This is a genomic window from Acidimicrobiales bacterium (assembly GCA_036491125.1).
Classification (GTDB): domain Bacteria; phylum Actinomycetota; class Acidimicrobiia; order Acidimicrobiales; family AC-9; genus AC-9.
The window spans coordinates 1-23,231 of the sequence record DASXCO010000082.1; the positions used below are offsets into that span (position 1 = coordinate 1).

Sequence of the window (23,231 nt, forward strand, 5' to 3'; positions counted from 1 at the left end):
ACGGCGGAGCAGTGCGGCTTCGATGCCTTCTTCCGCTCGGACCACTACCTGCACATCCCCGGGGTGACCGGGGGCACGGGTGAGCCGGGCCCGACCGATGCCTGGATCACGCTGGCCGGGCTGGCTCGGGAGACGAGCCGCATCCGACTGGGGACCCTGCTGTCTCCCGTGACGTTCCGGCTTCCCGGGCCGCTGGCCATCTGCGTCGCCCAGGTGGACATCATGAGCGGCGGGCGGGTGGAGCTCGGGCTCGGGGCGGGGTGGTACGACGGCGAGCATCGGGCCTACGGCATCCCCTTCCCGCCGCTCGGCGAGCGCTTCGAGCGGCTCGAGGAGCAGCTGGCGATGGTGTCGGGGCTCTGGACCACGCCGCTCGGCGAACGCTTCTCCCTCCAGGGTCGCCACTACGCCGTCGAGGACAGCCCCGCCCTCCCCAAGCCTGTCCAGCGGCCCCACCCGCCCATCGTCCTTGGTGGGGCAGGCGCCACGAGGACGCCCCGGCTGGCCGCCGGGTACGCCAACGAGTACAACCTGCCCTTCCACTCGGCCGAGGACTGCCAGCGTCAGTACGAGCGGGTCCGGGCGGCGTGCGAGCAACTGGGGCGTGATCCAGCAGGGCTCGTGCGATCGGCGGCGGTGACCGTGTGCTGCGGGTCGGACGAGGACGAGGTGGTCCGACGGGCGACGGCCGTGGGCCGCGACGTCGCTGAGCTGCGGCGCAACGGGGCGACCGGCACCCCGACCGAGGTGGCCGAGCGCCTGCGCTCCTATAGGGATGTGGGAACAGACGCCGTCTACCTCCAGATCTTGGACGTGACCGACCTCGACCACCTGCAGCTCATCGCCGAGGAGGTCGTGCCCCAGCTCGGGGGGTAGCCCCCGTGCGGGTCGGCCGGAGGTAGCTTCGCCATGTGGAGCTAGACGGGATCGACAGCAGACACCTGCCGGTCCACGTCGGCTGCGTGATGGATGGCAACGGCCGGTGGGCCCAGAAGCGGGGCCTGCCCCGGACCGAGGGGCACAGCGCCGGCGAGGAGGCGCTCTTCGACGCCGTCGAGGGGATGCTGGAGCTCGGGATCGGGTGGTTCACGGTCTATGCCTTCTCCACCGAGAACTGGCGGCGGCCCCCGGACGAGGTCCGTTACCTGATGAATTTCAACCAGAACCTGCTCGTCCGTCGGCGGGACGAGCTCAACGGCAAGGGGGTTCGCATCCGCTTCGCCGGGCGCCGGGACTGGCGCGTGCCCCGTCGCCTCCTCCGTCGCATCCAGGAGTCCGAAGCCCTGACCCGCGACAACCGGCGCCTCACGCTCACCATGGCCTTCAACTACGGCGGCCGGGCCGAGATCGTCGACGCCGTTCGGGCTCTGGTCGCCTCCGGCGTGTCGCCCTCCCGAGTCGACGAACGGGCCATCCGAGCCCACCTCTACTACCCTGACGCGCCCGATCCCGACCTGGTGATCCGCACCTCTGGAGAGTTCAGGATCTCGAACTTCCTCTTGTGGCAGCTGGCCTACAGCGAGCTGGTGTTCAGCGATGTGCTGTGGCCCGACTTCCGCCGCCAGCATCTGTTCGAGGCGGTCCGGGAGTTCCAGCGGCGCGACCGACGGTACGGAGGAGTCGAGGCGTGAACGCCCGCCTCGCGGTGCCCCTGGCGGTGGTCGCCGTGTTCCTGGTGCTGGTCCTCGTGGCCTTCCTGGCGGCCATCGGCTTCTCGGCGGCCGTGGCCATCCTCGTGGTCGTGTTCGCTCTGGTCGCCTTCATCATCGTGGGCGGCTACGTCAGATGAGCCTGTACCGGGACCAGGGGGTCGTGCTGCGCACGATGCGGCTCGGTGAGGCCGATCGCATCGTCACCCTGGTGACCGCCGACCACGGAAAGGTGCGGGCGGTCGTCAAGGGGGTGCGCAAGACCAAGAGCCGGTTCGGTGCCCGGCTGGAGCCCCTCAGCCACGTGGCCCTCTTGTGCTGGCAGGGTCGTGAGCTCGATGTCGTCACCCAGGCCGAGGTGCTCGACCACCTCCGCATCGTCCGGGAGGATCTGAGCCGGCTGTCCCGGGCGACCGCCATGCTCGAGGCCGTCGACCAGGTCGCCCAGGAGCGTCAGGCCAATCCCCGCCTGTACGAGATGCTCGTCGGCGCCCTGCGAGCCCTGGCGACACGCGACGCTCCCCTTGTCGTACCGGCCTTCTTCTGGAAGCTGTTGGCGTTGGAGGGATACCAGCCCCTACTCGATGCCTGCGCCATCTGCGACGCCGTAGAACCGCTCGTCGCCTTCGATCTGTCCGAGGGTGGGACGCTGTGCCGGTCCTGCCGGCGCGGTGTGGCCGTGAGCCCCCAGGCGCTGGATCTGATCCGTCGGATCCTCGGCGGCGACCTCGTTGGCGCCCTCGACGAGCCGCCGGGTCCAGCTACGCACGAGGTCGAGCACCTGGCGTCCCGAGCCCTCGAGCACCATCTCGAGCGCCGCTTACGCGCCCTGCGGATGCTCGAGCGGGCCTGACCAAGTCGGGAGAGAAACGGCGGAGGGGCGGCTGGGGCCCTCCAGTATCCTCGGTGCATGCCGCCTGAGGACCTGATGGAACGCGTGGTGAACCTCTGCAAGCGCAGGGGCTTCGTGTTCCCGTCGGCCGAGATCTACGGAGGCTTCCGCTCCACCTACGACTACGGGCCTCTCGGCGTGCTCGCCCTCCGGAACGTGAAGGACGCCTGGTGGCGATCCATGGTCCAGCTGCGCGACGACGTCGTCGGGATCGATGCGGCCATCCTGACCAGTCCCAAGGTCTGGGAGGCCTCGGGCCACCTCACCAACTTCGCCGACCCGCTCGTCGACTGCCGCAACTGCAATGAGCGCTGGCGGGCGGACGAGATCGGCGGGGTGTGTCCCAACTGCGGCTCGAAGGATCTCACCGAGGCCCGCGCCTTCAACATGATGTTCAAGACCCACGCCGGTCCGGTGGAGGATGAAGGTGCGGTGGCGTACCTACGTCCGGAGACGGCCCAAGGCATGTTCCTGAACTTCGCCAACGTGCTTCAGACGACCCGGAAGAAGCCGCCCTTCGGTATCGCCCAGATCGGCAAGTCGTTCCGCAACGAGATCACCCCGGGGAACTTCGTCTTCCGCACCCGGGAGTTCGAGCAGATGGAGATGGAGTACTTCGTTCCTCCGGCGGAGGCCGACACCTGGTTCGAGTACTGGTGCGCCGAGCGGATGGCGTGGTACCTGGGCTTGGGCATCCCCGAGGACAAGCTGCGTCTCCGGGAGCACAGCGCCGAGGAGCTGTCCCATTACTCAGCCCGCACAGCCGATATCGAGTTCGCCTTTCCCTGGGGCTGGGGCGAGCTCGAGGGGCTCGCCAACCGCACCGACTTCGACCTGAAGGCGCACTCCGCCGCGTCGGGGGAGCGGCTGGAGTACTTCGACCAATCGACCGGGGAGCGCTACTTCCCGTATGTCATCGAGCCGGCCGCAGGCGCCACCCGGGCCATGATGGCCTTTCTCCTGGCCGCCTACGACGAGGACGAGGTCGGCGGCGAGCATCGAACGATTCTGCGTCTCCACCACCGCATCTCGCCCTACTCAGTGACCGTGCTCCCTCTGTCCAAGAAGGAGACACTGACGCCGGTGGCTCGCAAGGTGCTTGCTCTGTGCCAGCCGCACTTCATGTGCGACTACGACGAGACGCAGTCGATCGGACGCCGGTACCGCCGCCAGGACGAGATCGGCACGCCGTACTGCGTCACCGTTGACTTCGAGACCCTGGACGACATGGCCGTGACCATCCGGGAGCGGGACAGCACCGACCAGGTCCGGGTGCCGATCGACGGCCTGGTGGAGGAGCTGAAGACCCGGCTCGCCCTCACCTGACGACCTCGGCCGCAGCCCACGCCCCCGGGTTGGAGGCTTTAGTCTCGGGGGCCGAGAACGTGGCAGGAGGGCCGGATGGCGTACGTCTTCAATTTCGACCACAAGCACCGCAAGCCGCCCATGGAGATGAAGGATCTCCTCGGCGGCAAGGGCGCCAACCTGGCCGAGATGACGTCGGTGCTGGAGCTCCCGGTGCCGCCCGGGTTCACCATCACCACCGACGCCTGCCGCGCCTACATGGCCGGCGGCTGGCCTGACGGGCTCACCCAGGAGGTGGACCGGGCGCTGACCAAGCTCGAGAAGGCCATGGGCAAGCACCTCGGCGACCCCGGAGACCCCCTCCTCGTGAGCGTGCGCTCGGGAGCCAAGTTCTCGATGCCCGGGATGATGGACACGGTGCTCAACCTCGGGCTGAACGACGAGTCGGTCGAGGGCCTGGCCAAGCAGACCAGCGACGAGCGCTTCGCCTACGACTCCTACCGGCGGTTCATCCAGATGTACGGGCGCATCGTGCTCGGGCTGCCCGGCGAGGACTTCGACCGGCTCTTCGACGCCGCCAAGGAGCTGGCCAACACCACCTCCGATGCCGACATCCCCCCCGAGCTTCTCCGCTACCTGGTGACCTCGTTCAAGCAGATCGTGGAGCGCTCCACCGGGGCGCCCTTCCCCCAGGACCCGAGCCAGCAGCTGCGGGGCGCCATCGAGGCGGTCTTCGGCTCGTGGAACGGACCTCGGGCCGTCACCTACCGCAACCGCGAGCGCATCCCTCACGATCTGGGCACCGCCGTCAACGTGCAGGCCATGGTCTTCGGCAACCGCGACGACAACTCCGGTACCGGCGTGGGCTTCACCAGGGACCCGGCCACGGGGGCGCAGGGCGCCTACGGCGACTTCCTCGTCAACGCCCAGGGCGAGGACGTGGTCGCCGGCATCCGCAACACCGAGCCGCTCGCCGCCCTGGAGGGCCCCTTCCCCCGGATCTACAAGGAGCTGCTGGCGATCTTCGAGCGCCTCGAGCGGCACTACCGCGACATGTGCGACACCGAGTTCACCATCGACCAGGGCAAGCTGTGGATGCTCCAGACGCGGGTGGGCAAGCGCACCGGGGCGGCGGCGCTCAAGATGGCGGTGGACATGACCAAGGATCGGCGCATCAAGCTGACCCGGGCCGAAGCGGTGGGACGCATCGATGGCGAGCACCTGGACCAGGTGCTCCATCCCCGGTTCGCTTCGAGCGACGTAGCCGTGCTGACGAGCGGCCTGGGGGCGTCGCCCGGCGCCGCGGTGGGACGGGTCTGCTTCACCGCCGACGCCGCCGTGGCCGCCGCCGGCCGGGGCGAGCACGTGGTTTTGGTGCGGACCGAGACCTCGCCGGAGGACGTCCACGGGATGATGGCCGCCGAGGGCATCCTCACCGCTCGCGGCGGGCTGGTCAGCCACGCCGCCGTGGTGGCCCGGGGTTGGGGCAAGCCCGCGGTCGTCGGCGCCGAAGCGGTGCGCATCTCAGGAGGCAGCTTCACGGTCGGCGGTGTGAGGGTGGCCGAGGGCGACTTCGTCTCCCTCGACGGCACCACGGGGGACGTGGTCCTGGGCGAGGTGCCTCTGACGGCGGCCTCGCCACCCGCCGAGTTCGCCGTGCTGTTGGGGTGGGCGGACGAGATCCGGCGGGGACGCATGGGCGTGCGGACCAACGCCGACACCGGAGCCGACGCCGCCAACGCCCGCAGCTTCGGCGCCGAGGGCATCGGGCTATGCCGGACCGAGCACATGTTCCTGGGCGACGACCGGCTCCCGATCGTGCGTCGCATGATCCTTGCCGCCACGGCGGACGAGGAGGACGCCGCCCTGGAGGAGCTCAGGGTGGCGCAGAAGGCCGACTTCGCCTCGATCCTCCAAGCCATGGACGGTCTCCCGGTGACAGTCCGGCTCCTCGACCCGCCACTGCACGAGTTCCTGCCCAACACCGACGAGCTGCTCATCAAGGAGGCGACCGAGGGACTCAGCGAGCAGGAGCGTCTGCTCTACGACGCCGCCCGGGCGTGGAAGGAGGTCAACCCCATGCTCGGCACCCGCGGCGTCCGTCTCGGGGTGATCAAGCCAGGCCTCTACGCCATGCAGGTGCGGGCTCTCATGGAGGCGGCGGCGGAGCTGGCGGCTGGCGGAGGGGCGCCCATCGTCGAGATCATGATCCCGCTGACGGTGACTCGTGAGGAGCTGGCGCTGGCCCGCTCTTGGGTCACCAAGGCGGTCGCCGAGGTGGTCGGTGACGGGCCTGACGGCTCGTCGCGCGACAGCGGCAGGGGAAGGCGGCGCCGGCTGGAGGTCTCGATCGGGACGATGATCGAGACGCCGAGGGCCGCACTGCGGGCCGACGAGATCGCCGAGGAGGCCGACTTCTTCTCCTTCGGGACCAACGACCTCACCCAGATGACGTTCGGCTTCAGCCGCGACGACGTCGAAGGGCGGATGATGGGCGACTACCTGGAGAAGGGCCTGCTTCCGCACAACCCGTTCGAGACCGTCGACGCCGGCGGCGTCGGCGAGCTGGTGGCCATCGGGGTGCAGCGCGGGCGACAGACCCGTCCCGACCTCAAGGTGGGCGTGTGTGGTGAGCACGGAGGCGACCCGGAATCGATCGTCGTCTTCGCCCGGGCGGGGGTCGACTATGTCAGTTGCTCCCCCTACCGGGTGCCCATCGCCCGCCTGGCTGCAGCCCAGGCCGTCCTGGCCGCTGACGGGCAGGTCTGAGGCACCGGGCGGGGCTGCGGCGGGTCGATGTTCGACGTCACTGAGGCGGCGGTGGAGGGCGCCCTCGCCGCGGGGGCCTCATACGCCGACGCACGGGTCGTGCTCACTCGCACCCAGCTCGTCACGGCTCGCGACGAGACGGTTGAATCTGTGAGCCAGGGCGAGGCGATCGGCGTCGGCGCGCGGGCGCTGATCGGCTCGTCGTGGGGATTCTTCGCCACACCGGAGACGAGCACCGCGGCGGCGCGCCGGGCGGGGGAGCGGGCGGCCGAGATCGCCCACGCGTCGGCGCTGGTGGCCGGATCGGGACGCGGACCTGCGCTGGCGGGGCTGGCCGAGGTGTCTCCGGTGGTCGCCCACTGGGAGTCGTCCTACGAGGTGCACCCGCTCGAGGTCTCGCTGAGCGAGAAGGCCGACCTGCTCCTCGAGGCGACCACCACCATGCGCTCAGTCGCGGGAATCTCCCTCGCCGAGGCGGACGCCACCGTCTGGGACACCGAGAAGTGGTTCGTCTCGAGCGAGGGCCACCGGATCTCCCAGCGGCTGGCCGAGTGCGGGGCGTCGATGACGGCCACCGCGGTCGGCGACAGCGAGACGCAGCGTCGGTCCTACCCGGGCATACGCGGCCAGTACGGCACCCAGGGCTGGGAGCTGGTTCGAGGTATCGATCTGGGCGGCAATGCCGGCCGCATCGCCGAGGAGGCGGTGGCCCTCTTGCACGCCCCGCCCTGCCCGGCCGGCACCGCTGACCTCATCCTGGGCAGCGAGCAGCTCGCCCTCCAGATCCACGAGTCGGTGGGCCACGCCATCGAGCTGGATCGAATCCTCGGCTGGGAGGCCGCCTTCGCCGGCACGTCCTTCCTGGACCTCTCCCAGCTGGGACGCTTCCGTTACGGCTCGGAGCTCATGAACGTCACCGCCGACGCCACCCTGCCGGGCGCGCTGGGATCGTTCGGCTACGACGACGAGGGCACTCCGGCCCAGCGCGTCGACATCGTCCGGGACGGGGTCTGGGTCGGGGTGCTGTCGGGCCGGGACTCCGCGGGCCTGGCCGGGGTTCCGGCGGGAGGGATGGTCCGGGCCGACGGCTTCAACCGGCTCCCGATGGTGCGCATGACCAACGTCGCACTGCTGCCCGGAGACTCCTCCCTCGAGGAGATGATCGCCGAGACCGACGACGGGATCTTCATGGACACCAACCGCTCCTGGTCGATCGACGACCAGCGGCTCAACTTCCAGTTTGGCTGCGAGATCGCATGGGAGATCAAGGGTGGGAGGCGGGGGCGGATGCTGCGCAACCCGACGTACACGGGCATCACGCCTGAGTTCTGGGGATCGCTGGACCGGTTGGGCGGCCCCGGCGAATGGGCGTTCTGGGGGACCCCGAACTGTGGCAAGGGCCAGCCGAGCCAGGTGGGCCACACGGGTCATCCGGCGGTGCCGGCCAGGTTTCGTGGCGTGCGGGTCGGAGTGGCGGGTTGAGCGCCGAGCTCGCCGTCTGCGACAGGGCGCTCGAGATCGTCGGCCCTTCGGGCGCGGCCGAGGTGCGGGTGTCGACGGGGAGGCGCTCGCTCACCCGTTTCGCCAACTCCCTGATCCATCAGAACGTCGCCGAGGAGAAGTGCTCCGTCACTCTGACCCTGATCGCCGACGGCCGGCTGGCCCGGGCGAGCACCAACCGGGTGGACGACGATGCCCTGCGAGCGCTGGTGGAGCGCACCCGGGAGGCCGCCCGACTCCGGCCTCCCGATCCGGACTGGCCCGGCCTGGCCCCTCGCGCGCCGGTCGCCCCCGTTGACCACTACGACCGGGCGACCGACGAGGCCTCGCCTCGACAGCGGGCCGAGGTGGTTGCCGCCTTCCTGGCCGCGGGAGCCGGGATGTCGGGGGCGGGGTACTGCCAGACGACCAGCGAGGTGACGGGCTTCGCCAACACCGACGGCCAGCGGCTCGCCGGCCGGTCCACGCAAGCCACGATCGACGGCATCCTCCGGCTCGGGTCCGCCGACGGGAGTGGTGCCCAGACGGCAGTCGACCTGGCCTCGCTGGACGGGGCCGGGGCAGGCGAGGCCGCCGCCTCGCGGGCGGCGCTCGGTGCCGAGGCGATCGAGCTGCCGCCGGGCCGCTACGAGGTGATCCTGGAGCCCGCATGTGTGGCTGACATCTGCCAGTTCCTCGTCGGCTACGGCTTCAACGCCAAGATGCACGCTGATGGGCGGTCGTTCGTGCACGTGGGCGAGGCGCAGTTCGACGCCGCCGTGAGCCTCTGGGACGACGCCACCGACGACCGGGCCGTGGGCCTCGGCTTCGACGCCGAGGGCACTCCCAAGCGACGGATGCCCATGGTGGAGGCGGGGGTGTCGGTGGGACTGGTTCACGACCGCCGCACGGCTGCCAAGGCGGGGACCACCTCGACCGGCCACGCCATCGGAGGCGGGGAGCGGTTCGGCGCCTACCCGACGAACCTCTTCCTCGGCGCCGCCGGCGATGCCGGTTCCGGGGGCGCGCCGGCGAGCCGGGGCAGCCGGGACGAGGTCGTGGGGGCTGTGACGAGGGGGCTGCTGGTGACCGACTTCTGGTACACCCGCATCCTCGACCCCAAGACCCAGGTCGTGACCGGCCTGACCCGCAACGGGCTCTTCCTCGTCGAAGACGGACAGGTGACCCGGGGTGTGCGCAACCTTCGCTTCACCCAGTCGTATGCCGGCGCCGTGGCGCCTGGCCACATCAAGGCGATCGCTCCGGACGCCCGCCTCGTCAACAGCAGCGCCTTCGTGCCCAGCCTGCACCTCGCCTCGTGGAACTTCACCGGGGGCGCCAGGGGCTGAGGATCGGCTCGGGCTCAAACACGCCTGATCGCTGCAGTTCGGTGACCGAGAGCCCGGCAGAGCGAACCTGCAGCGACTGGGTGCGCTCTGCGCGCCCAGTCGCGACAAGGTCGTCCGAGCGGGGGTAGCGGCCCCAACCGAGGAACCGCGGCGAAGCCGCCAGGAGAACGGTACCGTCCAAACCGTGGCGATCCCCGACGAGGCCGTCGCCCAGGTGCGGGCGGCGACCGACCTCGTGGCCCTGGCGGGCGAGCATGTCGCCCTGCGCCGGCAGGGCCGGCGCTGGGTCGGCCTGTGCCCGTTCCATTCCGAGAAGACGCCGTCGTTCACGGTGAACGGAGAGGAAGGCCTCTACTACTGCTTCGGGTGCCAGGCCGCCGGCGACGCCATCAGCTTCGTGCGGGCCGTCGAGCACCTTGACTTCGTGGAGGCGGTCGAGCGGCTGGCCGGGCGGACCGGCATCACGATTCAGCACGAGGACGCCGGCGGCGGACGGGAGCGCAAGCGCCGTGACCGACTCCAGGCTGCGATGGGCGCCGCCGTGGAGTGGTACCACGAGCGACTGCTCCACCACCCCGACGGTGGCCGGGCCCGCGACTACCTGCGCTCTCGCGGCTACGACGCGTCGACGGTGCGGGCGTTCTCGCTGGGCTGGGCGCCCGACGACTGGGATGCGCTCGCTCGGGCGCTCGAGGTGCCGGGGGAGGTGCTGGCCGACGCGGGACTCGGTTTCGTCAACCGCGTAGGACGTCAGCAGGACGCGTTCCGGGCCAGGGTGCTGTTCCCGATCTTCGACGCCGGTGGTCGTCCCGTTGCCTTCGGCGGGCGCGTCCTCCCGGCCCGTGACGTCGGCGGCGGCACGGAGGGCCCCAAGTACAAGAACTCGCCCGAGTCGCCGATCTACTCGAAGCGACGCACCCTGTACGGGCTCAACTGGGCCAAGGGCGAGGTCGTGCAATCCGGAGAAGCGATCGTCTGCGAGGGCTATACCGACGTCATCGCCCTGTTCGGGATCGGGCTTCGCCGCGCTGTGGCCACTTGCGGCACCGCGCTCGGTGAGGACCACTTCCAGATCCTGCGTCGATTCGCCCGACGCGTCGTGCTGGCCTATGACGCTGACACGGCGGGGCAGACCGCTGCCGACCGGGTGTACGAATGGGAACGTCGCCACGAGGTCGATGTGGCGGTTGCCGACATGCCATCAGGCACTGACCCCGCCGAGATGGCGAGGACCGATCCGGACGGCTTGCGGACCGCCATCGAGGAGGCCAAGCCCTTCTTGTCCTTTCGTCTGGAACGGGCACTGTCTGAGGCCGACCTGCGTAGTGCCGAGGGTCGGGCCAAGGCTGCCGAGGCGTCGCTGATCGTGATTGCCGAACATCCGAGCGATCTCGTGCGCGACCAGTACGTGATGAATGTGGCCGACCGTTGTCGCATCGACGCGGATCGGTTGCGCTCCCGACTCGACGAGCTCCGGCGCGAGAAGACGCGCCACACGACCGCGACGAGACGAGCGGGCCGGTCCGGTTCGCACCAGGCGGTTGGTCGCGCTGGCGACGACGACTCAGACGGCGCGTCGCGCGTTCCCGACCCTGATCGCCGACCGCGTGGGCGTCCAGTCGCGGATCACGACGGACCGGGGATCGAGGCGTTACGCCTAGCCGTTCACCGCCCGGAAGAGGTCGCCGACCGTCTCGAGGCCGTGCTTTTTTCGAACGCGATTCAGCGCGCTGGATTCGAGGCTCTGGCTTCGTCGGCCACCTTGCACGAGGCGATCGATCGGGCCGAGCCTGCCGCCGCAGCGCTCCTCGAGCGCCTCGCTGTCGAGGACACCGATGCCAATGCCGACGAGGTGGTGACGCGATTGGTGGAGCTGGCCGCCCTGCGTGCGCTGGCCGAGCTCGAATCCGACGCCCGCGCGTCGGAAACTCGCTTTCTCGAGCTTGCGCCGCTCACCACGTGGCTCCGCCTCAAGATCGAGGAATTGCGCCAACCCGCTACCGCCGTCGAAACGGTGAACGGGTTGCTACCCTGGCTTGTGGAATCGGTGCGGGAGGACGCGTGAGCGAAGCGGTACCAGCACTGTCCATATCGGACGGTGTGCCGGAGGGGGGGCTAACCCGGCTCCTGGAGCGGGGCAGAGCTCATGGCGTCCTGACGCAGGATGACCTGATGTCAGTGGTGAAGAGCGTCGAGCTCAGCGCCCCCCTGATCGACGCGCTCATCAGCAGGGTCAAGGCCGAGGGGATCAGGTACGTCGACGATCACGCCGACCACGGTGAGGACGATGTCGGTGACAACGGGCGGAACGGGGTAGCGGCGCCCCCCAAAGGGGGGGTCGTCCCTAGCGCTTCGTCGCACGACCGTCTGACCCCGCACCACACGTCCAGCCGCCAAGGTGTCGAAGCGGTGCCGGTGCCCGATCGTGCGCCGGCGCCTCCGCCGATTGACCTTTCTGGAGACGCAGGCGCGGCGATCGATCCGGTGCGCACCTACCTCCGGGAGATCGGAAAGGTGCCGCTGCTCACGGCCGAGCTCGAGGTGGTGCTCGCGCGTCGTATCGAGAAGGGCCTTGCCGCCGCCGAGCGCATCGCCGAGCTCGAGGAGCGCCACGGTCCCGACGGCGTGCCGCGCGAGACGCTGAGAAAGCAGCGCCGTCTTGTAGTCAGCGGATCGGAGGCCAAGGACCTCTTGGTCGAGGCCAACCTCCGTCTGGTCGTGTCGATCGCCAAGCGGTACCGCAACCGGGGCATGGCCTTCCTGGACCTGATCCAGGAGGGCAATCTGGGCCTCATGCGGGCGGTCGAGAAGTTCGATTACACGAGGGGCTTCAAGTTCTCGACCTACGCCACGTGGTGGATCCGCCAGGCGATCACCAGAGCGATCGCCGATCAGGCTCGCACCATCCGCATCCCGGTCCACATGGTGGAGACCATCAACAAGGTGGCGCGAGCGCAGCGCCAGCTGCTCCAGGAGCTCGGTCGTGAGCCGAACATCGACGAGCTGGCACTGCGGCTCGAGCTGGCCGTGGAGCGGGTCCGTGACATCCAGCGCATCAACCAGGACACGGTGTCCCTCGAGCAGCCGATGGGAGACGAGGAGGATTTCAGCCTCTCCGACGTCATCGAGGACCAGGGCGCCGTCGTGCCGCCCGACGCCGCCACGCGGGTGCTGCTCAACGAGGCAGTGAAGAAGGCTCTCTCGGAGCTGAGCCCACGCGAGCAGGACATCGTGCGCCTCCGCTTCGGGCTGGAGGACGGTCACATTCGGACGCTGGAAGAGGTGGGCCGGGCGTTCGGGGTCACGCGGGAGCGGATACGCCAGATCGAGGCCAAGACCCTCGCCAAGCTGCGCCACCCCATGCGGAGCCAGCCGCTCCGCGACTATCTCGACGCCGAGTGAGCGACCCTCAGGTCGGCGTCTCGGCGTCCTTCGAGCCCGCGCCATCTGTCGACTTGGTCCCGACGACGTCGCGTGCCCTCTCCCGGCCGAGGTCGACAACCGCCCGTGCCTTGCCCGCCGCCCCTTCGAGGGCGTTCGAGTCCTGGGCCTGGCGCAGCATCCGATTGATCTGCTCGTAGCGTTCACGACCCGCCATGGCTCCGAGGTAGTAGCCGATGGCGAAGCCGCTGATGAACCCGATACGTAGTCTCATGGTTCCTTCATACTCCTTGGGAGCGAGCCTCGGGGCCCGGACCCAAGCGTATCGTCGCTGCTGGGGGCCATCGTGGGGCAAACTGGAGCGCTGCTAGGGTCGAGTCGTTCCGGGGTAGCTCAATCGGCAGAGCGGGTGGCTGTTAACCACTAGGTTGCGAGTTCGAGTCTCGCCCCCGGAGCTCGCCGCATCGCAGCCAGTCGGGCCGGTAGCTCAGTGGTCAGAGCACGGGACTCATAATCCCTTGGTCGCAGGTTCGATCCCTGCCCGGCCCACGACCGTCAGTATTTCAGCATCGTTCGGCGGTGACAGCGTTAGTTACTTGTCGCCGCATGACTGCTGTCATGCCGGTCTTCAGAGACCAGACAGACTCCGACCTAGCTCTCCACGGCCCCGACGAGCTCGGTCATCAGCTCCTTGACTCGCCTGTCGATCTCCTCGCGGATGGGCCGGATCTCCTCGACGCTCTTGCCGGCGGGGTCAGGTAGATCCCAGTCGAGGTACCGCTTGCCCAAGAAGACCGGACAGGCGTCGCCGCATCCCATGGTGACGATGACATCGGCCGCTCGGGCTGCCTCGTCGGTGAGGGGCTTTGGGAACTCCTCGGACACGTCGAGGCCGATCTCGTGCATGGCTGCAACCACGGCCCCGTTGACCTTTGACGCCGGCTCGCTTCCGGCCGAGGTGACCCGGACCCGTCCGTGAGCATGATGGTCGAGCAAGGCAGCTGCCATCTTTGAGCGTCCCGCATTGTGGACGCAAACGAACAGAACCTCTGGGGTCTTGGCCATCGTCACCTATCGAGGAACTCGGCCACGAGCCGTCGAATGAGCTGAGGCGGCAACGGTCAGCTGGAGGCTGGTGCTTGGCTGGCCAGATCGGGACGGGCCGCACAACAGGCCGCTACCGAGGACGCTGCAGGCTCGGTGGTGCGCTCGCCAGCGGGGACGTCGGCGTCGTCGAGCACCGTGTAGATCTCCCACGGTGCCCCGTCGGGGTCATCGACCCACACCTTGTCCTGTACGGCGTAGCAGCACGAGACTCCCTCCTCGCTCGTGGTCGGTAGCCCCTCCCCGGCCAGGCGGGCCTGGGCGGCGGTGACCGCGGCGGTGTCCTCGACCTCGATACCGAGGTGGTTGAGGGAGGCGGGCTGGCCCGAACCTTCGATGAGGATCAGCTTGAGGGCGGGCTCGGCCACGGCGAAGTTGGCATAGCCGGGCCGCAGCTTGGCTGGCTCCGTCGCTAACAGCTTGGAGTAAAACGCGACCGCGCCGTCGAGGTCCGATACGTTGAGAGCGAGCTGAACCCGGGGCATCAGGCCTCCTGGTAGATTGAAGTTTGTCGATCTGCAGCATGGACTATTGATCGACGTGTGTCAATAGGAGGCTCGATGCCGACCAGGCAAGCGGTTCGGAGGGCGACCTCCTCGGACGATCTGTGCTGCTCGTCTCTCGTCGAGGCCCCGCTCGCCGAGTCCGAGGCGATCGAGCTGGCACGGGTGCTCGCCGCCTTGGCGGACCCGGTGCGCCTCCGCCTCTATTCGCTCGTGGCCGCGGAGACAGAGATCTGCTCCTGCGACCTGGAGCGACCTCTGGGCAAGAGCCAGCCCACCGTCTCCCATCACACGAAGATCCTCGCCGAGGCCGGGCTGATCGTCGGGGAGAAACGAGGGCGCTGGACGTGGTGGCGGGTGGTCCCCCGTCACCTCGCCGCTGTTCGTCGGGCGCTGGGAGGCTAACCCGGCTGGACCGGCTGAGCCCGATGATCAATCGGCGTGGAGCTCAAGGCCGCAGTCCTCGTCGCCGAGGCGGGCGCCCCCACCGTGCATCAACGTGAACCAGACCGTCGTCCCCGCAGATGACTCTGCCGGGACGACGCCCCAGTCGTCCGACATGGCCTCGACGATCCGAAGCCCGCGACCAGAAAGGTCGGTAGGGCGCGGGGAGCGTATGGTCGGCTCGCCCCCTCCGCGGTCGGTCACATCGACACGAACCCTCCGACTGTCATCCTCGATGCTGACGCTGAAGCCGCCCGGCGTGAAGCGGATGCAGTTCGACGCAAGCTCGGAGACCATCAGGACGATAGCCTCCAGTCCCTCTCGCGGGAGCTGGGGGAGTGCGTCTGTGGCAAAGCGGCGCGCCGCCCCGACAGAGGTCGGCTCTGCTACAAAGCTCCGGGTGGATGTCATGGATCGATGTGGAGAATGTCAGTCAGTCCCATGCTCTCGATGGTTCGGCGGATGATCCGGGACGGGTGTCGAAGCTCGACACGGACCGACTCTCGGCCCCAGCGCAGCAGCAGCGCGATGCCGGAGCTGTCCATGAAGTCGAGGCCACTTGCGTCGACGATGAGTCTCTCGGGTCCTTTGGCCATGATGGGCTCGACGGCTGCCGCGATGGAATCGGCGTTGGACAGGTCGACCTCTCCGCTGATCGTGATGATCGGTGTGCCGGATTCATCGACAGACGTCTGGACCGAGCTTTCGGGTCCCCCGCTGTGCTCTAAGCCAGCCATTTCACCCCCACCACAGCTATGTCATCGTCGGATCCATCGGGTGTGAGCTCGTGGAGCACCCGTCGCAACATGCTGTCGAGCGAGTCGTCGCTGGCCAGCGCGGATTGGCGCATCCTTTCCAATCCGACGTCGAGGTCTTCCCCGCGTCGTTCGATGAGGCCGTCAGTGAACGCAACAAGGGTCGCGCCGTGAGGAATGGGAACGGTCACCGACCGATAGGCGGGGTGATCGGACACGCCCACAGGCGCACCGACATCGGTTGTCACATAGCGGGCTTCGTCGCCGACGATGAGCAAAGGGTTCAAGTGCCCAGCATTGGCCATGGTCATCTGATGCCGCTCGATGTCGACGAGCGCGCAGACGACCGTGGCGAAGTGGCCGTCGCCGGCAACACTCAGCAGCCCCGAGAGCCTGTCGAGGATGACGGCGGGCTCATCTCCCTGGGCTGCATAGGCTCGGATGGCATAGCGCAGCGACGCCATGACCGTGGCAGCGCGCAGCCCGCGCCCCGATACGTCGCCGACGACCAGCACGAAGGCTCCATCGTGGAGGTGGATGACGTCGTACCAATCGCCGCCGATCTCCACGTCGCCGACGCCAGGTCGGTACTCCACGCTGATCTCAACGCCGGGAAAGGCGGGAACATCGAGTGGAAGAAGCGCATGTTGGAGCGCTTCGGCAAGGCCACGCTGCTCGGCATAGAGGCGCTGTCTCTCGCCTGCGACCACGCCCAGCTCGGTCGCGGCTTGCTCGGCATGCTGTCGCCGGCGGATGAGCCGCTCGGTCACCAGGGCCGCGGTGACGGCCAGCAGCGTTCCAAGTACGGCAATGAGCCACGGGAGCTCCTGGGAGAGCCCTCCACCGAGGTTGCCCCGGGCCGTCATTACCAGTGTGAAGGCCGAGTCGCCGAACGGCACTGTTGTCATTGCGTGTCGTCCGGTGACCGGTAGGTGACTCAGGCTCGTTGCGACGAGATTCGCGGGGCGCTGTGTCGTCCCCAGGTAGAGCGCATAGTTCAAGTCGGAGAAGGCGGAGTTGGTCTCGATCCGCAGCCGGCGGTTGGCCGGGATGGCAGATTCGGCATAGACGGCGTAGCGCACGCCCGCACCGGGAGCGACGAATGCGTATCCGAGGCGGGGCTGGGGCCGGTTCAGCATGCCCGTCACGCCCAGGACAGGAGACCGTGCGGCACGGACGAAGAGCGCTTGGGCCTGCGAGGGTGACTCGGCAAGCTGTGGGCTGGCACCGACGACAGCGCTGGGCTGAGCGGTCCCGGGCTGAAGGGGCCAGAGCGAGGCAGAGACGAATTGGCGCCCGGCACCGACGTACGGCGCAAAGAACCCGCTGAATCCTCGTGGGTCACCCATTGTTGCAATCGCGAGCTCTGCAGCCGACGCCAGAGGCGTCTGAACACTCGGTAGTGCGGCAGTGAGTACAGAGCCAGCTTCACGAACGCGGACGTCGAGGAGACGTTGCTCGTTGTTGTTGTGCTCGTACCACGATGCCCAGGTGAGGACGCCAACCAGGGCAAGACTGACAAAGAGGACAACGACGGTCAGGGGGTGAGGTCCCGACCCTCGGGACCCTGCCAGCCGCCTCGTCGCTCCTGTGTTGGCACCAACAGCCGCCTGAGGTCGAGCCATCCTTACTGGAGACTCGATGGCGGTCGCACGAATCAATGACTTTCCCCCCGGTACCTGAGGCACACCCATCCCTCGGGACGTTGGTCGAGCATAGGCTCGGCGCCGTCTCTGGAGCTAGAGGGCCCGCCCCCAGCGCTCGCTGGTCACGTGCTCAGGGAGCCCACGGCGCAGGCCAGTCATTGGTGCGGAGGAGCGCGTCGGTACCTCCGTCCACGAAGACGAGAGACCCGCACACGAACCTGGCGTCAGGGCCGAGCAGGAAGGCGATGAGCCCAGCGATCTCCTCCGGTCGGCCGACACGTCCAGCTGGCAAGGGGAACTGATCCAACGCCGAACCGATGACCGGGTCCCGCCGGACCTCCGCGGTCATCGGCGTCTCGATGAACCCGGGCGCAACTGCGTTGAGCGTGATCCCCGCCCCGATCCAATCGGAGGTCGGGGCCTGCCGGCGGACCCAGCGGGCGATCGCCGTCTTCGTCGCCGGATAGGCGGCCAACGAGCCGACGCTGTCGCCGATCTCCTTGGCCATGGCTTCGTCGCCGGCGAGGCAGGCGTCGACCAGCTCGAGCGGCAGGCCCGGCTGGCAGGTCGTGGAGTTGGAGCTGATGGCGACGGCAGCCGGGTTCGTCCCGCGAGCGAGCAGCCCTCGCAGGCCGGCGAGCAGCTCGACGGTCCCGAAGTAGTTCACCGCCACCAGCAGCGCTCCGGGTCTGTCCTTGAGCCCCGCCAGGCCGGCGAAGGTGACGAGGCCGTCCACCGTGCCGGCCGAGAGAGATGCCACGTTGTCGATCGCGGCGCGCCGACCCGCTGGTGTCCCCAGGTCAGCCGCGACCTCGGCGTCGTTGAGGTCCACGCCGATGACCCGGTGGCCGTCTGCCACCAGCCGTTCGGTCGTGGCCGCCCCCATCCCGCTGGAGGCGCCGGTGATCACGATCGTGCCCATGAGGACATCATTATGCAGGTAACTGATTGGCGCGGTTCTCGACGTTGGCGACGATCGTCTGCCGGACGTCAGCCGGAAACGGCTGCCCGAGGCCGATCGTCTGCACGGCGACGACGGCGCGACCGCGGAGGATCGTGGTGAGCTCGGCGTCGACTGTCGTGCGACCGCCTTGGACGACGACGTTGACGGTGACGGCGGCCGCCGTGACCCGGTCGCCCGGTGGAGCCGTGGCCGGCACACCGCTCACCGAGCTGGAGGTGACGGCGGACCCGGCAGGCAGTGCGCGCGGCAGGGTGCTCAACAGGGACTGACGGGCGCAGTTACCGAAGGTGGTCTGGGCAAGGACGCCGTAGTCGGCCTGGCCTTGCGCCGTCGTGCGGGTGAGCTTCACGTTGGAGCTGGCCTGCTGGGCGCTGAGGACGAAGGCGGGAGAGTTGACGTTGGCCGTCGTGTGCGAGTCGGGTGGCGCCGTCCCGAGACAGGCGTACAAAGTTCGCTCCATGTTCGCGTTGCCAGGAGCGGTCACCGGGTTGGGATGCCCCTGCCAGCCCGCCGGGAAGTCGCTCTGCTGAAGGTTGATCCGAGCGGCGGATGTGGTGTCAGGCGACGAGCTCGGCGGAGACACTGTCGAGCCGCCGCCGCACCCGGCCGTCACCACGATGGTGAGCGCGCCGGTCGTGGCAACCAGGCGCCGCATCTCTGCTCCCTTCGTTTGCGACGTCCTCTCGATGACGCGGGGAATGGTAGGCGGCGCTCGCCGCCGGGTCGTCAGAAGGTCCGGGCGCTGGGGGGTGCCAGGGCGACCTGGCACTGTTGGGTCAGCGCTGCCACCAGACGGCTCTCGTCGACGTTCGGGCTCTCGCTCAGCGTCGTTCGCAGCGCTTCCCACTGTCCCGAGTTAGCCGCTGCCACAGACGCCAACGGAAGTGCGGTCCTGAGCTCGACCAGGGCGTCGACCCGCTCTTTGTCGGCGGCCGCGGGATCGGGGTTGGACGCCGCCTGGGCATAGAGGCGCAGCGAACGCTCGACGTGTTGACAAGCCTGCTTGGCCGTGGAGTCAGAGCTCGCGCTGCAGCCGGCCACCATGGCGAGACATCCCAGCGCCAGCGCGGAGAGGCCGATCCTCACCCGACGGGGCCGGCCGCGCACGCGTGGGTCCCGGGAACTTACTCCCCCAGCCAAGCGGGTGCTGCCTCGAGCAGGAACCGGCTCACGGCGAGTGAGCGGTCGAACACCTCACAGAGCAGCTCCTCTCCGGCCAGAACCCGCGCCAGGGAGACCCGTTGGCGGGCCACGATCGTGAGGCGTCGCTCGGGGGCGTCGGTGGCCGACGCGAAGGAGTCGATCGCCGATGCCTCAAGCGGCAGCTCGAGGCCCCCCACCCCGGCGAGATCAATGGCCAGGCGAAGAAGGTCGGGCCCGGTCGGGAGCGGAGGGAGGGCCCAGGTGAAGGTCAGGGGAAAGTGAAACTCGTCCGCCGGGTCCGAGTCCTCGGGGAGCTCCACCACCGCGTCCTCGAACGACAGCAGCACGCGGGGGTCGACCTCGAGGGCGAGGTGGAGATCGAGCGGTCCACCGCAGCCTTCTTCGGGGTGCAGGTCGACCTCCCACACCTGGCGCAGCGAGTAGGTCTCCACGAAGTGCCGCTCGTCGTGCACGTGGAACCCGTGATCCACCGCGTGGTCCTTGAGCTCGGCCACATATCCAGCGACGTCGATGACCGCCACGGCGCCAGCCTACTTGGGGGGTGGGTCGCACCACTCTCGCCGCGGATAACGTCGCTCACCCGTGGACGACGATCAGTTGCTCGAGGTGTTGCACGAGGCCGTGACGGCGGTGGCCGTCGCCCTGGCCGGGCTGGAGGACTGGGGTCCAGCCGGTACCCGGCCCGACCAGTACCGGTCGGATCTGGTCGCTGACGCCGCCGCCGTTCCGATCCTCGTGGAGGCGGGCCTGGGGGTGCTGAGCGAGGAGTCGGGCCTGGCCGGGGCCGGGCGGCCCGTGGTCGCCGTGCTGGATCCCGTCGACGGCTCGACCAACGCCGCCCACGGCCTGCCCTGGTACGCCACCAGCCTGTGCGCGGTGGACGAGGAGGGTCCGCGGGTCGCGGTCGTGGCCAACCAGGCCAGCGGCGTCCGCTTCGAGGCGGTGCGCGGGGGTGGGGCGCGACGAGACGGGCGGTCGCTCAGGGCGTCGGGGTGCGAGGCCCTCGAGCGTGCGATCGTCGCCCTCTCGGGGTATCCAGCGCGCCATCTCGGATGGGGCCAGTTCCGGGCGCTGGGAGCCGCCGCCCTGGACCTGTGCGCCGTCGCCGAGGGGACCCTGGACGCCTACGTGGACTGCAGCGGCTCGGGCCAGGGGCCCTGGGACTATCTGGGTGGCGCGCTCGTGTGCCGCGAGGCTGGTGCGGCCGTCGTCGACGCTCGGGGGCGCCCGCTGGTGGCCCTGGAGCACGCGGACCGCCGGGTACCGGTGGCGGCGGCGACCCCGGCGCTGCTGAGCTCGCTGGTCAACGCCAGGACGTCCCTTCCGGGGCGGTGATCGGGCCGGCCTGGAAAATAGGTTGACGGCGCCCGGAAGCCATGGTCGGATGGCGGGAGCGGGGAAGGCCCTCGCGCCAGACACGAGGGAGCGTGGATGCGGAACGTCGCTGTGATCGAGCTCACGGCCGACCGCCACGCCCTCATCTGGACGCGGCGTCGTGGCGGTCAGCCCCTCTCGCCGTTTGCGGCATTTCACCATGGGCGTATGACCGCCAACGGCGACAAGGCCGTGCGGCCGACGAGCCCCCCTGGAGCAGCAACTGGGTAGTCATCCTTCGCTCCAGAGCTTGGCTCAGAGGCCGCCGGAATCTCCGGCGGCCTTTTTGTTTCCCTCCGTGCAGCTCGCTGCGGCTGCCTGGAGATCCGATCCTGACCGAAAGGGGAGGCGAGATGCTCGCCGCAGCCCAAGAAGCCAGAGGCATCGAGGCCCTGCTCATCGACGCGCGGTCAGGCGCCGACTGGGATCAGGCCAGCTGTCGCGACGGAACTGCCAGCACGGTCGAGCTGTTCTTCTCCGAGCAGCTCGACGACATCGCCCGGGCGAAGGCCATCTGCGCCGGCTGCCCGGTTGCCGAGCAGTGCCTCGAGGGTGCGCTCGAGCGGCGCGAGCCCTGGGGCGTGTGGGGCGGCCAGCTCTTCGCCAACGGCCGCATTCTGCCGTTCAAGCGCAAGCGCGGGCGTCCCCCGAAGAACCCTCATGCGCAGATGACGGCCTGACCCGCGGCACCCGCCGCTGCCATCCGTTCAGCCCGACCCGGTCTTCGCCTGTGGCCGGGTTGGACGGACCGTGCTCGCTCTAGACGCTTCCGGGTGCGTCTGTTGCCGCATCCCGCCTGGGGGTCTGTTCGAAGACGTAGTAGATGGCGACGACGGCGCTGATGACGAGGGTGGCCGGAGCGCTCACGAAGGCGATGCCGATCCCCGTGATGTAGCCGATGTGGCCCAGGCTGAACCGGGCCAGCGCCCGGCGGGCGTCGGTGGGAGAGAGCGGGACCTTCATGTGCTCGTGGCGGACCGACCACCAGAAGATCAGGGCGAAGGCGATCGACATGCCTTCGTACGCTCCCATGTACATGGCGGCGGCCAGATGGGAGTCGGTGCCGCCGCTCGTCACGTAGGTCGCCATGGTCGAGGTGGCGAAGGGAATGCTCACCACGAAGAAGAGCAGCAGGAGGTTGAGGAACAGGAGCGTCCGGTCGATCTCCGCAAGGTTCTTGAAGATGCCGTGGTGGTTGACCCAGATGATCCCGATGGTGAGGAAGCTGATGAAGTAGGCGGCGAACGCGGGCCACTTGTCCGCCAGCTGGTGAGCGAGGGTGCCGTGGCCAGGCCCGGCCACGGCCAGGTCGAGGGCCAGCAGCGTGATGGCCACCGCGAAGACGCCGTCGCTGAACGCCTCCAGCCTGGCGCTGTCCATGGGGTCCTGCTTACCTCAGGTCACGGCCAGCTGCCGGCGAAGGGGCGGGAGCACTTCGTTGCCGAGGCGCAGGATCTGGTCGCGGGCGTCCGCCGGTGTCACTCCAGGGACCTGGATGCGCAGGTTGAGCGCGTCGGCACCGGCTCGGCGGGCGACGTCGGCGAGCTGGTCGGCGACCGAGCCGGCCTTGGTACCGGTGACGAGCTGGTCGCTGCTCCAGTGCGACTGAGCGGCTGTCGACGCGTAGCCGCGGTAGACGTCGACCTGGCGTTCGAGACGATCGCGTGGCGGATCGCCGAGCCAGGCCCGCCGGACAAGGATGCACGGGCCGGTGCCGCCGGCCTGGCGGAAGACGTCGGTGAGCTGGCGGCAGCGCTCGGCGGTGGCCAGCGAGTCGAGCAGGATGCCGACGCCGCAGCCGGCGGCCCGCCTGGCCGCGGTCAGGCCGATGGCGGCGCTGACCACGGGCACGGGATGGAGGCGGCAGCGGCCAACAGCCGGATCGTCGGCGAGGCGGCCCGGCCTCGTGCCCCCCAGGATGCCGGCCACCTCGTCGAGCGACCTGGCGAACCGCGCCGTCAGGTCGTCCTGGGTCAGCCCCATGATCTCGAAGTCGCTCGCCAGCGCGCCTGCGGCCACCCCGACGCCGACGCGCTCGGGAAAGCGGGCAGCCAGCCAGGCCACCTCCTCTGCCACCAGGGCCGGCGGCCGGAGGGTGAGCAGCAGGGGGCACGCCGCGGCCCAGCCTCCGGCCATGGCGTCGAGCAGCCACCCGGCCAGCTGGAGGGGATTGGGCGAATAGCCGGCCAGGCCGCCGTGATGCTCGCTGGTCATTACCCCGTCGAAGCCGTGGCGGTCAGCCAAGGCAGCCTGGTCCCGGAGCTCGTCGACGATGCCCGTCGCGGGCAGCTCGGTATGCGGGTACAGCCGGAGCGAGACCGAGCCCGGCGCGAGCGGCCCGACGCTCACCTGCTGACGAGGGACTGGACGAGTACCCCGAGCGTGAAGTCGAACAGCTTCTCCTCGTCCACGGGGTGCGTGAGGTGCTCCAGGAGCTCGGGTGCATCAGGCAC

General features: G+C 69.2%; 26 protein-coding genes and 2 tRNA genes. 16 read left to right on the forward strand and 12 right to left on the reverse strand.

What is annotated here, in order from left to right:
* From VGF64_07055 to rpoD, 10 genes are all read left to right on the forward strand, one after another.
* Positions 1 to 876: LLM class F420-dependent oxidoreductase (locus VGF64_07055; GenBank protein HEY1634499.1), on the forward strand; the 876-nt coding region annotated here is incomplete at its 5' end.
* 35 nt (positions 877 to 911) lie between these two features.
* Entirely contained in the window at positions 912 to 1,631 is a 720-nt protein-coding gene (gene uppS, locus VGF64_07060) for a polyprenyl diphosphate synthase (GenBank protein ID HEY1634500.1), read from the forward strand.
* A complete protein-coding gene (locus VGF64_07065) occupies positions 1,628 to 1,789 on the forward strand; it encodes a hypothetical protein (protein HEY1634501.1) in 162 nt (53 codons plus the stop codon). Before uppS ends, VGF64_07065 begins: the two co-directional genes overlap by 4 nt.
* Positions 1,786 to 2,502, forward strand: a complete 717-nt coding sequence (gene recO / locus VGF64_07070) for a DNA repair protein RecO (GenBank protein HEY1634502.1) — start codon at positions 1,786 to 1,788, stop codon at positions 2,500 to 2,502. Before VGF64_07065 ends, recO begins: the two co-directional genes overlap by 4 nt.
* Before the next feature lie 57 nt (positions 2,503 to 2,559).
* On the forward strand, positions 2,560 to 3,867 hold the full coding sequence (locus VGF64_07075; protein HEY1634503.1) for a glycine--tRNA ligase: 1,308 nt from the start codon (positions 2,560 to 2,562) through the stop codon (positions 3,865 to 3,867).
* Between the two features lie 75 nt (positions 3,868 to 3,942).
* Complete coding sequence (gene ppdK / locus VGF64_07080; protein ID HEY1634504.1) at positions 3,943 to 6,615, forward strand: pyruvate, phosphate dikinase; 2,673 nt, start codon at positions 3,943 to 3,945, stop codon at positions 6,613 to 6,615.
* A 27-nt stretch (positions 6,616 to 6,642) separates the two neighbouring features.
* Positions 6,643 to 8,097 carry a TldD/PmbA family protein gene (locus VGF64_07085; GenBank protein ID HEY1634505.1) on the forward strand — a complete coding sequence of 485 codons (1,455 nt, stop codon included), beginning with the start codon at positions 6,643 to 6,645 and terminating at the stop codon, positions 8,095 to 8,097.
* A complete protein-coding gene (locus VGF64_07090) occupies positions 8,094 to 9,443 on the forward strand; it encodes a metallopeptidase TldD-related protein (protein HEY1634506.1) in 1,350 nt (449 codons plus the stop codon). Before VGF64_07085 ends, VGF64_07090 begins: the two co-directional genes overlap by 4 nt.
* A 184-nt stretch (positions 9,444 to 9,627) precedes the next feature.
* Entirely contained in the window at positions 9,628 to 11,508 is a 1,881-nt protein-coding gene (dnaG, locus tag VGF64_07095; protein HEY1634507.1) for a DNA primase, read from the forward strand.
* 35 nt (positions 11,509 to 11,543) lie between these two features.
* A complete protein-coding gene (rpoD, locus tag VGF64_07100; GenBank protein ID HEY1634508.1) occupies positions 11,544 to 12,845 on the forward strand; it encodes an RNA polymerase sigma factor RpoD in 1,302 nt (433 codons plus the stop codon).
* Between the two features lie 7 nt (positions 12,846 to 12,852).
* On the opposite strand, the gene VGF64_07105 is transcribed toward rpoD, so the two are convergent.
* On the reverse strand, positions 12,853 to 13,098 hold the full coding sequence (locus VGF64_07105) for a hypothetical protein (GenBank protein ID HEY1634509.1): 246 nt from the start codon (positions 13,096 to 13,098) through the stop codon (positions 12,853 to 12,855).
* 108 nt (positions 13,099 to 13,206) lie between these two features.
* Here VGF64_07105 and VGF64_07110 point away from each other — a divergent pair.
* Together VGF64_07110 and VGF64_07115 are read left to right on the forward strand one after the other, a co-directional pair.
* Positions 13,207 to 13,279 (forward strand) — tRNA-Asn (locus VGF64_07110).
* Positions 13,280 to 13,300: 21 nt separating this feature from the next.
* Positions 13,301 to 13,373 (forward strand) — tRNA-Ile (locus tag VGF64_07115).
* Between the two features lie 102 nt (positions 13,374 to 13,475).
* On the opposite strand, the gene VGF64_07120 is transcribed toward VGF64_07115, so the two are convergent.
* A complete protein-coding gene (locus VGF64_07120; GenBank protein HEY1634510.1) occupies positions 13,476 to 13,889 on the reverse strand; it encodes an arsenate reductase ArsC in 414 nt (137 codons plus the stop codon).
* Between the two features lie 56 nt (positions 13,890 to 13,945).
* Positions 13,946 to 14,413, reverse strand: coding sequence for an ArsI/CadI family heavy metal resistance metalloenzyme (locus tag VGF64_07125; protein HEY1634511.1), 468 nt, complete (start codon positions 14,411 to 14,413; stop codon positions 13,946 to 13,948).
* Positions 14,414 to 14,488: 75 nt separating this feature from the next.
* On the opposite strand from VGF64_07125, the gene VGF64_07130 reads away from it, so the two are divergent.
* Positions 14,489 to 14,836, forward strand: coding sequence for a metalloregulator ArsR/SmtB family transcription factor (locus tag VGF64_07130; GenBank protein ID HEY1634512.1), 348 nt, complete (start codon positions 14,489 to 14,491; stop codon positions 14,834 to 14,836).
* Positions 14,837 to 14,863: 27 nt separating this feature from the next.
* Here the strand turns inward: VGF64_07130 and VGF64_07135 are convergent, their stop codons facing one another.
* The 7 genes from VGF64_07135 to VGF64_07165 all read right to left on the reverse strand — a co-directional run bounded on the left by VGF64_07135 (position 14,864) and on the right by VGF64_07165 (position 19,925).
* Complete coding sequence (locus VGF64_07135; protein HEY1634513.1) at positions 14,864 to 15,286, reverse strand: ATP-binding protein; 423 nt, start codon at positions 15,284 to 15,286, stop codon at positions 14,864 to 14,866.
* Positions 15,283 to 15,612: an STAS domain-containing protein gene (locus VGF64_07140; protein HEY1634514.1), complete on the reverse strand. Its 330-nt coding sequence runs from the start codon at positions 15,610 to 15,612 to the stop codon at positions 15,283 to 15,285. The genes VGF64_07135 and VGF64_07140 overlap by 4 nt, the downstream gene beginning before the upstream one ends.
* On the reverse strand, positions 15,600 to 16,769 hold the full coding sequence (locus VGF64_07145; GenBank protein HEY1634515.1) for a PP2C family protein-serine/threonine phosphatase: 1,170 nt from the start codon (positions 16,767 to 16,769) through the stop codon (positions 15,600 to 15,602). The genes VGF64_07140 and VGF64_07145 overlap by 13 nt, the downstream gene beginning before the upstream one ends.
* 637 nt (positions 16,770 to 17,406) lie before the next feature.
* A complete protein-coding gene (locus VGF64_07150; protein ID HEY1634516.1) occupies positions 17,407 to 18,198 on the reverse strand; it encodes an SDR family oxidoreductase in 792 nt (263 codons plus the stop codon).
* A gap of 10 nt (positions 18,199 to 18,208) precedes the next feature.
* The gene (locus VGF64_07155; GenBank protein ID HEY1634517.1) at positions 18,209 to 18,895 is read right to left on the reverse strand and encodes a hypothetical protein; all 687 of its coding nucleotides are present in this window, start codon (positions 18,893 to 18,895) and stop codon (positions 18,209 to 18,211) included.
* 71 nt (positions 18,896 to 18,966) lie between these two features.
* Positions 18,967 to 19,347 (reverse strand): hypothetical protein, encoded by a 381-nt coding sequence (locus VGF64_07160; protein ID HEY1634518.1) that lies wholly within the window; start codon positions 19,345 to 19,347, stop codon positions 18,967 to 18,969.
* 17 nt (positions 19,348 to 19,364) lie between these two features.
* A complete protein-coding gene (locus VGF64_07165; protein ID HEY1634519.1) occupies positions 19,365 to 19,925 on the reverse strand; it encodes a hypothetical protein in 561 nt (186 codons plus the stop codon).
* Positions 19,926 to 19,986: 61 nt separating this feature from the next.
* Here VGF64_07165 and VGF64_07170 point away from each other — a divergent pair, with 61 nt between their 5' ends.
* The 3 genes from VGF64_07170 to VGF64_07180 all read left to right on the forward strand — a co-directional run bounded on the left by VGF64_07170 (position 19,987) and on the right by VGF64_07180 (position 21,458).
* A complete protein-coding gene (locus tag VGF64_07170) occupies positions 19,987 to 20,739 on the forward strand; it encodes an inositol monophosphatase family protein (GenBank protein ID HEY1634520.1) in 753 nt (250 codons plus the stop codon).
* A 96-nt stretch (positions 20,740 to 20,835) separates the two neighbouring features.
* Positions 20,836 to 21,009: a hypothetical protein gene (locus VGF64_07175; GenBank protein ID HEY1634521.1), complete on the forward strand. Its 174-nt coding sequence runs from the start codon at positions 20,836 to 20,838 to the stop codon at positions 21,007 to 21,009.
* Positions 21,010 to 21,131: 122 nt separating this feature from the next.
* Positions 21,132 to 21,458 carry a WhiB family transcriptional regulator gene (locus VGF64_07180; protein ID HEY1634522.1) on the forward strand — a complete coding sequence of 109 codons (327 nt, stop codon included), beginning with the start codon at positions 21,132 to 21,134 and terminating at the stop codon, positions 21,456 to 21,458.
* 79 nt (positions 21,459 to 21,537) lie between these two features.
* Here the strand turns inward: VGF64_07180 and VGF64_07185 are convergent, their stop codons facing one another.
* Positions 21,538 to 22,158: a TMEM175 family protein gene (locus tag VGF64_07185; GenBank protein ID HEY1634523.1), complete on the reverse strand. Its 621-nt coding sequence runs from the start codon at positions 22,156 to 22,158 to the stop codon at positions 21,538 to 21,540.
* A gap of 15 nt (positions 22,159 to 22,173) precedes the next feature.
* Positions 22,174 to 23,127 (reverse strand): LLM class flavin-dependent oxidoreductase, encoded by a 954-nt coding sequence (locus VGF64_07190; protein HEY1634524.1) that lies wholly within the window; start codon positions 23,125 to 23,127, stop codon positions 22,174 to 22,176.
* Positions 23,128 to 23,231: the final 104 nt, after the last annotated feature.

What these genes read in the sequence shown, in the direction of transcription:
- recO (HEY1634502.1), top strand. Translation starts at nt 1,786, where the DNA reads ATGAGCCTGTACCGGGACCAGGGGGTCGTGCTGCGCACGATGCGGCTC.
- VGF64_07075 (HEY1634503.1), top strand. Translation starts at nt 2,560, where the DNA reads ATGCCGCCTGAGGACCTGATGGAACGCGTGGTGAACCTCTGCAAGCGC.
- ppdK (HEY1634504.1), top strand. Translation starts at nt 3,943, where the DNA reads ATGGCGTACGTCTTCAATTTCGACCACAAGCACCGCAAGCCGCCCATG.
- VGF64_07085 (HEY1634505.1), top strand. Translation starts at nt 6,643, where the DNA reads ATGTTCGACGTCACTGAGGCGGCGGTGGAGGGCGCCCTCGCCGCGGGG.
- VGF64_07105 (HEY1634509.1), bottom strand. Translation starts at nt 13,098, where the DNA reads ATGAGACTACGTATCGGGTTCATCAGCGGCTTCGCCATCGGCTACTAC.
- VGF64_07120 (HEY1634510.1), bottom strand. Translation starts at nt 13,889, where the DNA reads ATGGCCAAGACCCCAGAGGTTCTGTTCGTTTGCGTCCACAATGCGGGA.
- VGF64_07125 (HEY1634511.1), bottom strand. Translation starts at nt 14,413, where the DNA reads ATGCCCCGGGTTCAGCTCGCTCTCAACGTATCGGACCTCGACGGCGCG.
- VGF64_07130 (HEY1634512.1), top strand. Translation starts at nt 14,489, where the DNA reads ATGCCGACCAGGCAAGCGGTTCGGAGGGCGACCTCCTCGGACGATCTG.
- VGF64_07135 (HEY1634513.1), bottom strand. Translation starts at nt 15,286, where the DNA reads ATGACATCCACCCGGAGCTTTGTAGCAGAGCCGACCTCTGTCGGGGCG.
- VGF64_07140 (HEY1634514.1), bottom strand. Translation starts at nt 15,612, where the DNA reads ATGGCTGGCTTAGAGCACAGCGGGGGACCCGAAAGCTCGGTCCAGACG.
- VGF64_07145 (HEY1634515.1), bottom strand. Translation starts at nt 16,769, where the DNA reads ATGCTGAACCGGCCCCAGCCCCGCCTCGGATACGCATTCGTCGCTCCC.
- VGF64_07150 (HEY1634516.1), bottom strand. Translation starts at nt 18,198, where the DNA reads ATGGGCACGATCGTGATCACCGGCGCCTCCAGCGGGATGGGGGCGGCC.
- VGF64_07155 (HEY1634517.1), bottom strand. Translation starts at nt 18,895, where the DNA reads ATGCGGCGCCTGGTTGCCACGACCGGCGCGCTCACCATCGTGGTGACG.
- VGF64_07175 (HEY1634521.1), top strand. Translation starts at nt 20,836, where the DNA reads ATGCGGAACGTCGCTGTGATCGAGCTCACGGCCGACCGCCACGCCCTC.
- VGF64_07180 (HEY1634522.1), top strand. Translation starts at nt 21,132, where the DNA reads ATGCTCGCCGCAGCCCAAGAAGCCAGAGGCATCGAGGCCCTGCTCATC.
- VGF64_07185 (HEY1634523.1), bottom strand. Translation starts at nt 22,158, where the DNA reads ATGGACAGCGCCAGGCTGGAGGCGTTCAGCGACGGCGTCTTCGCGGTG.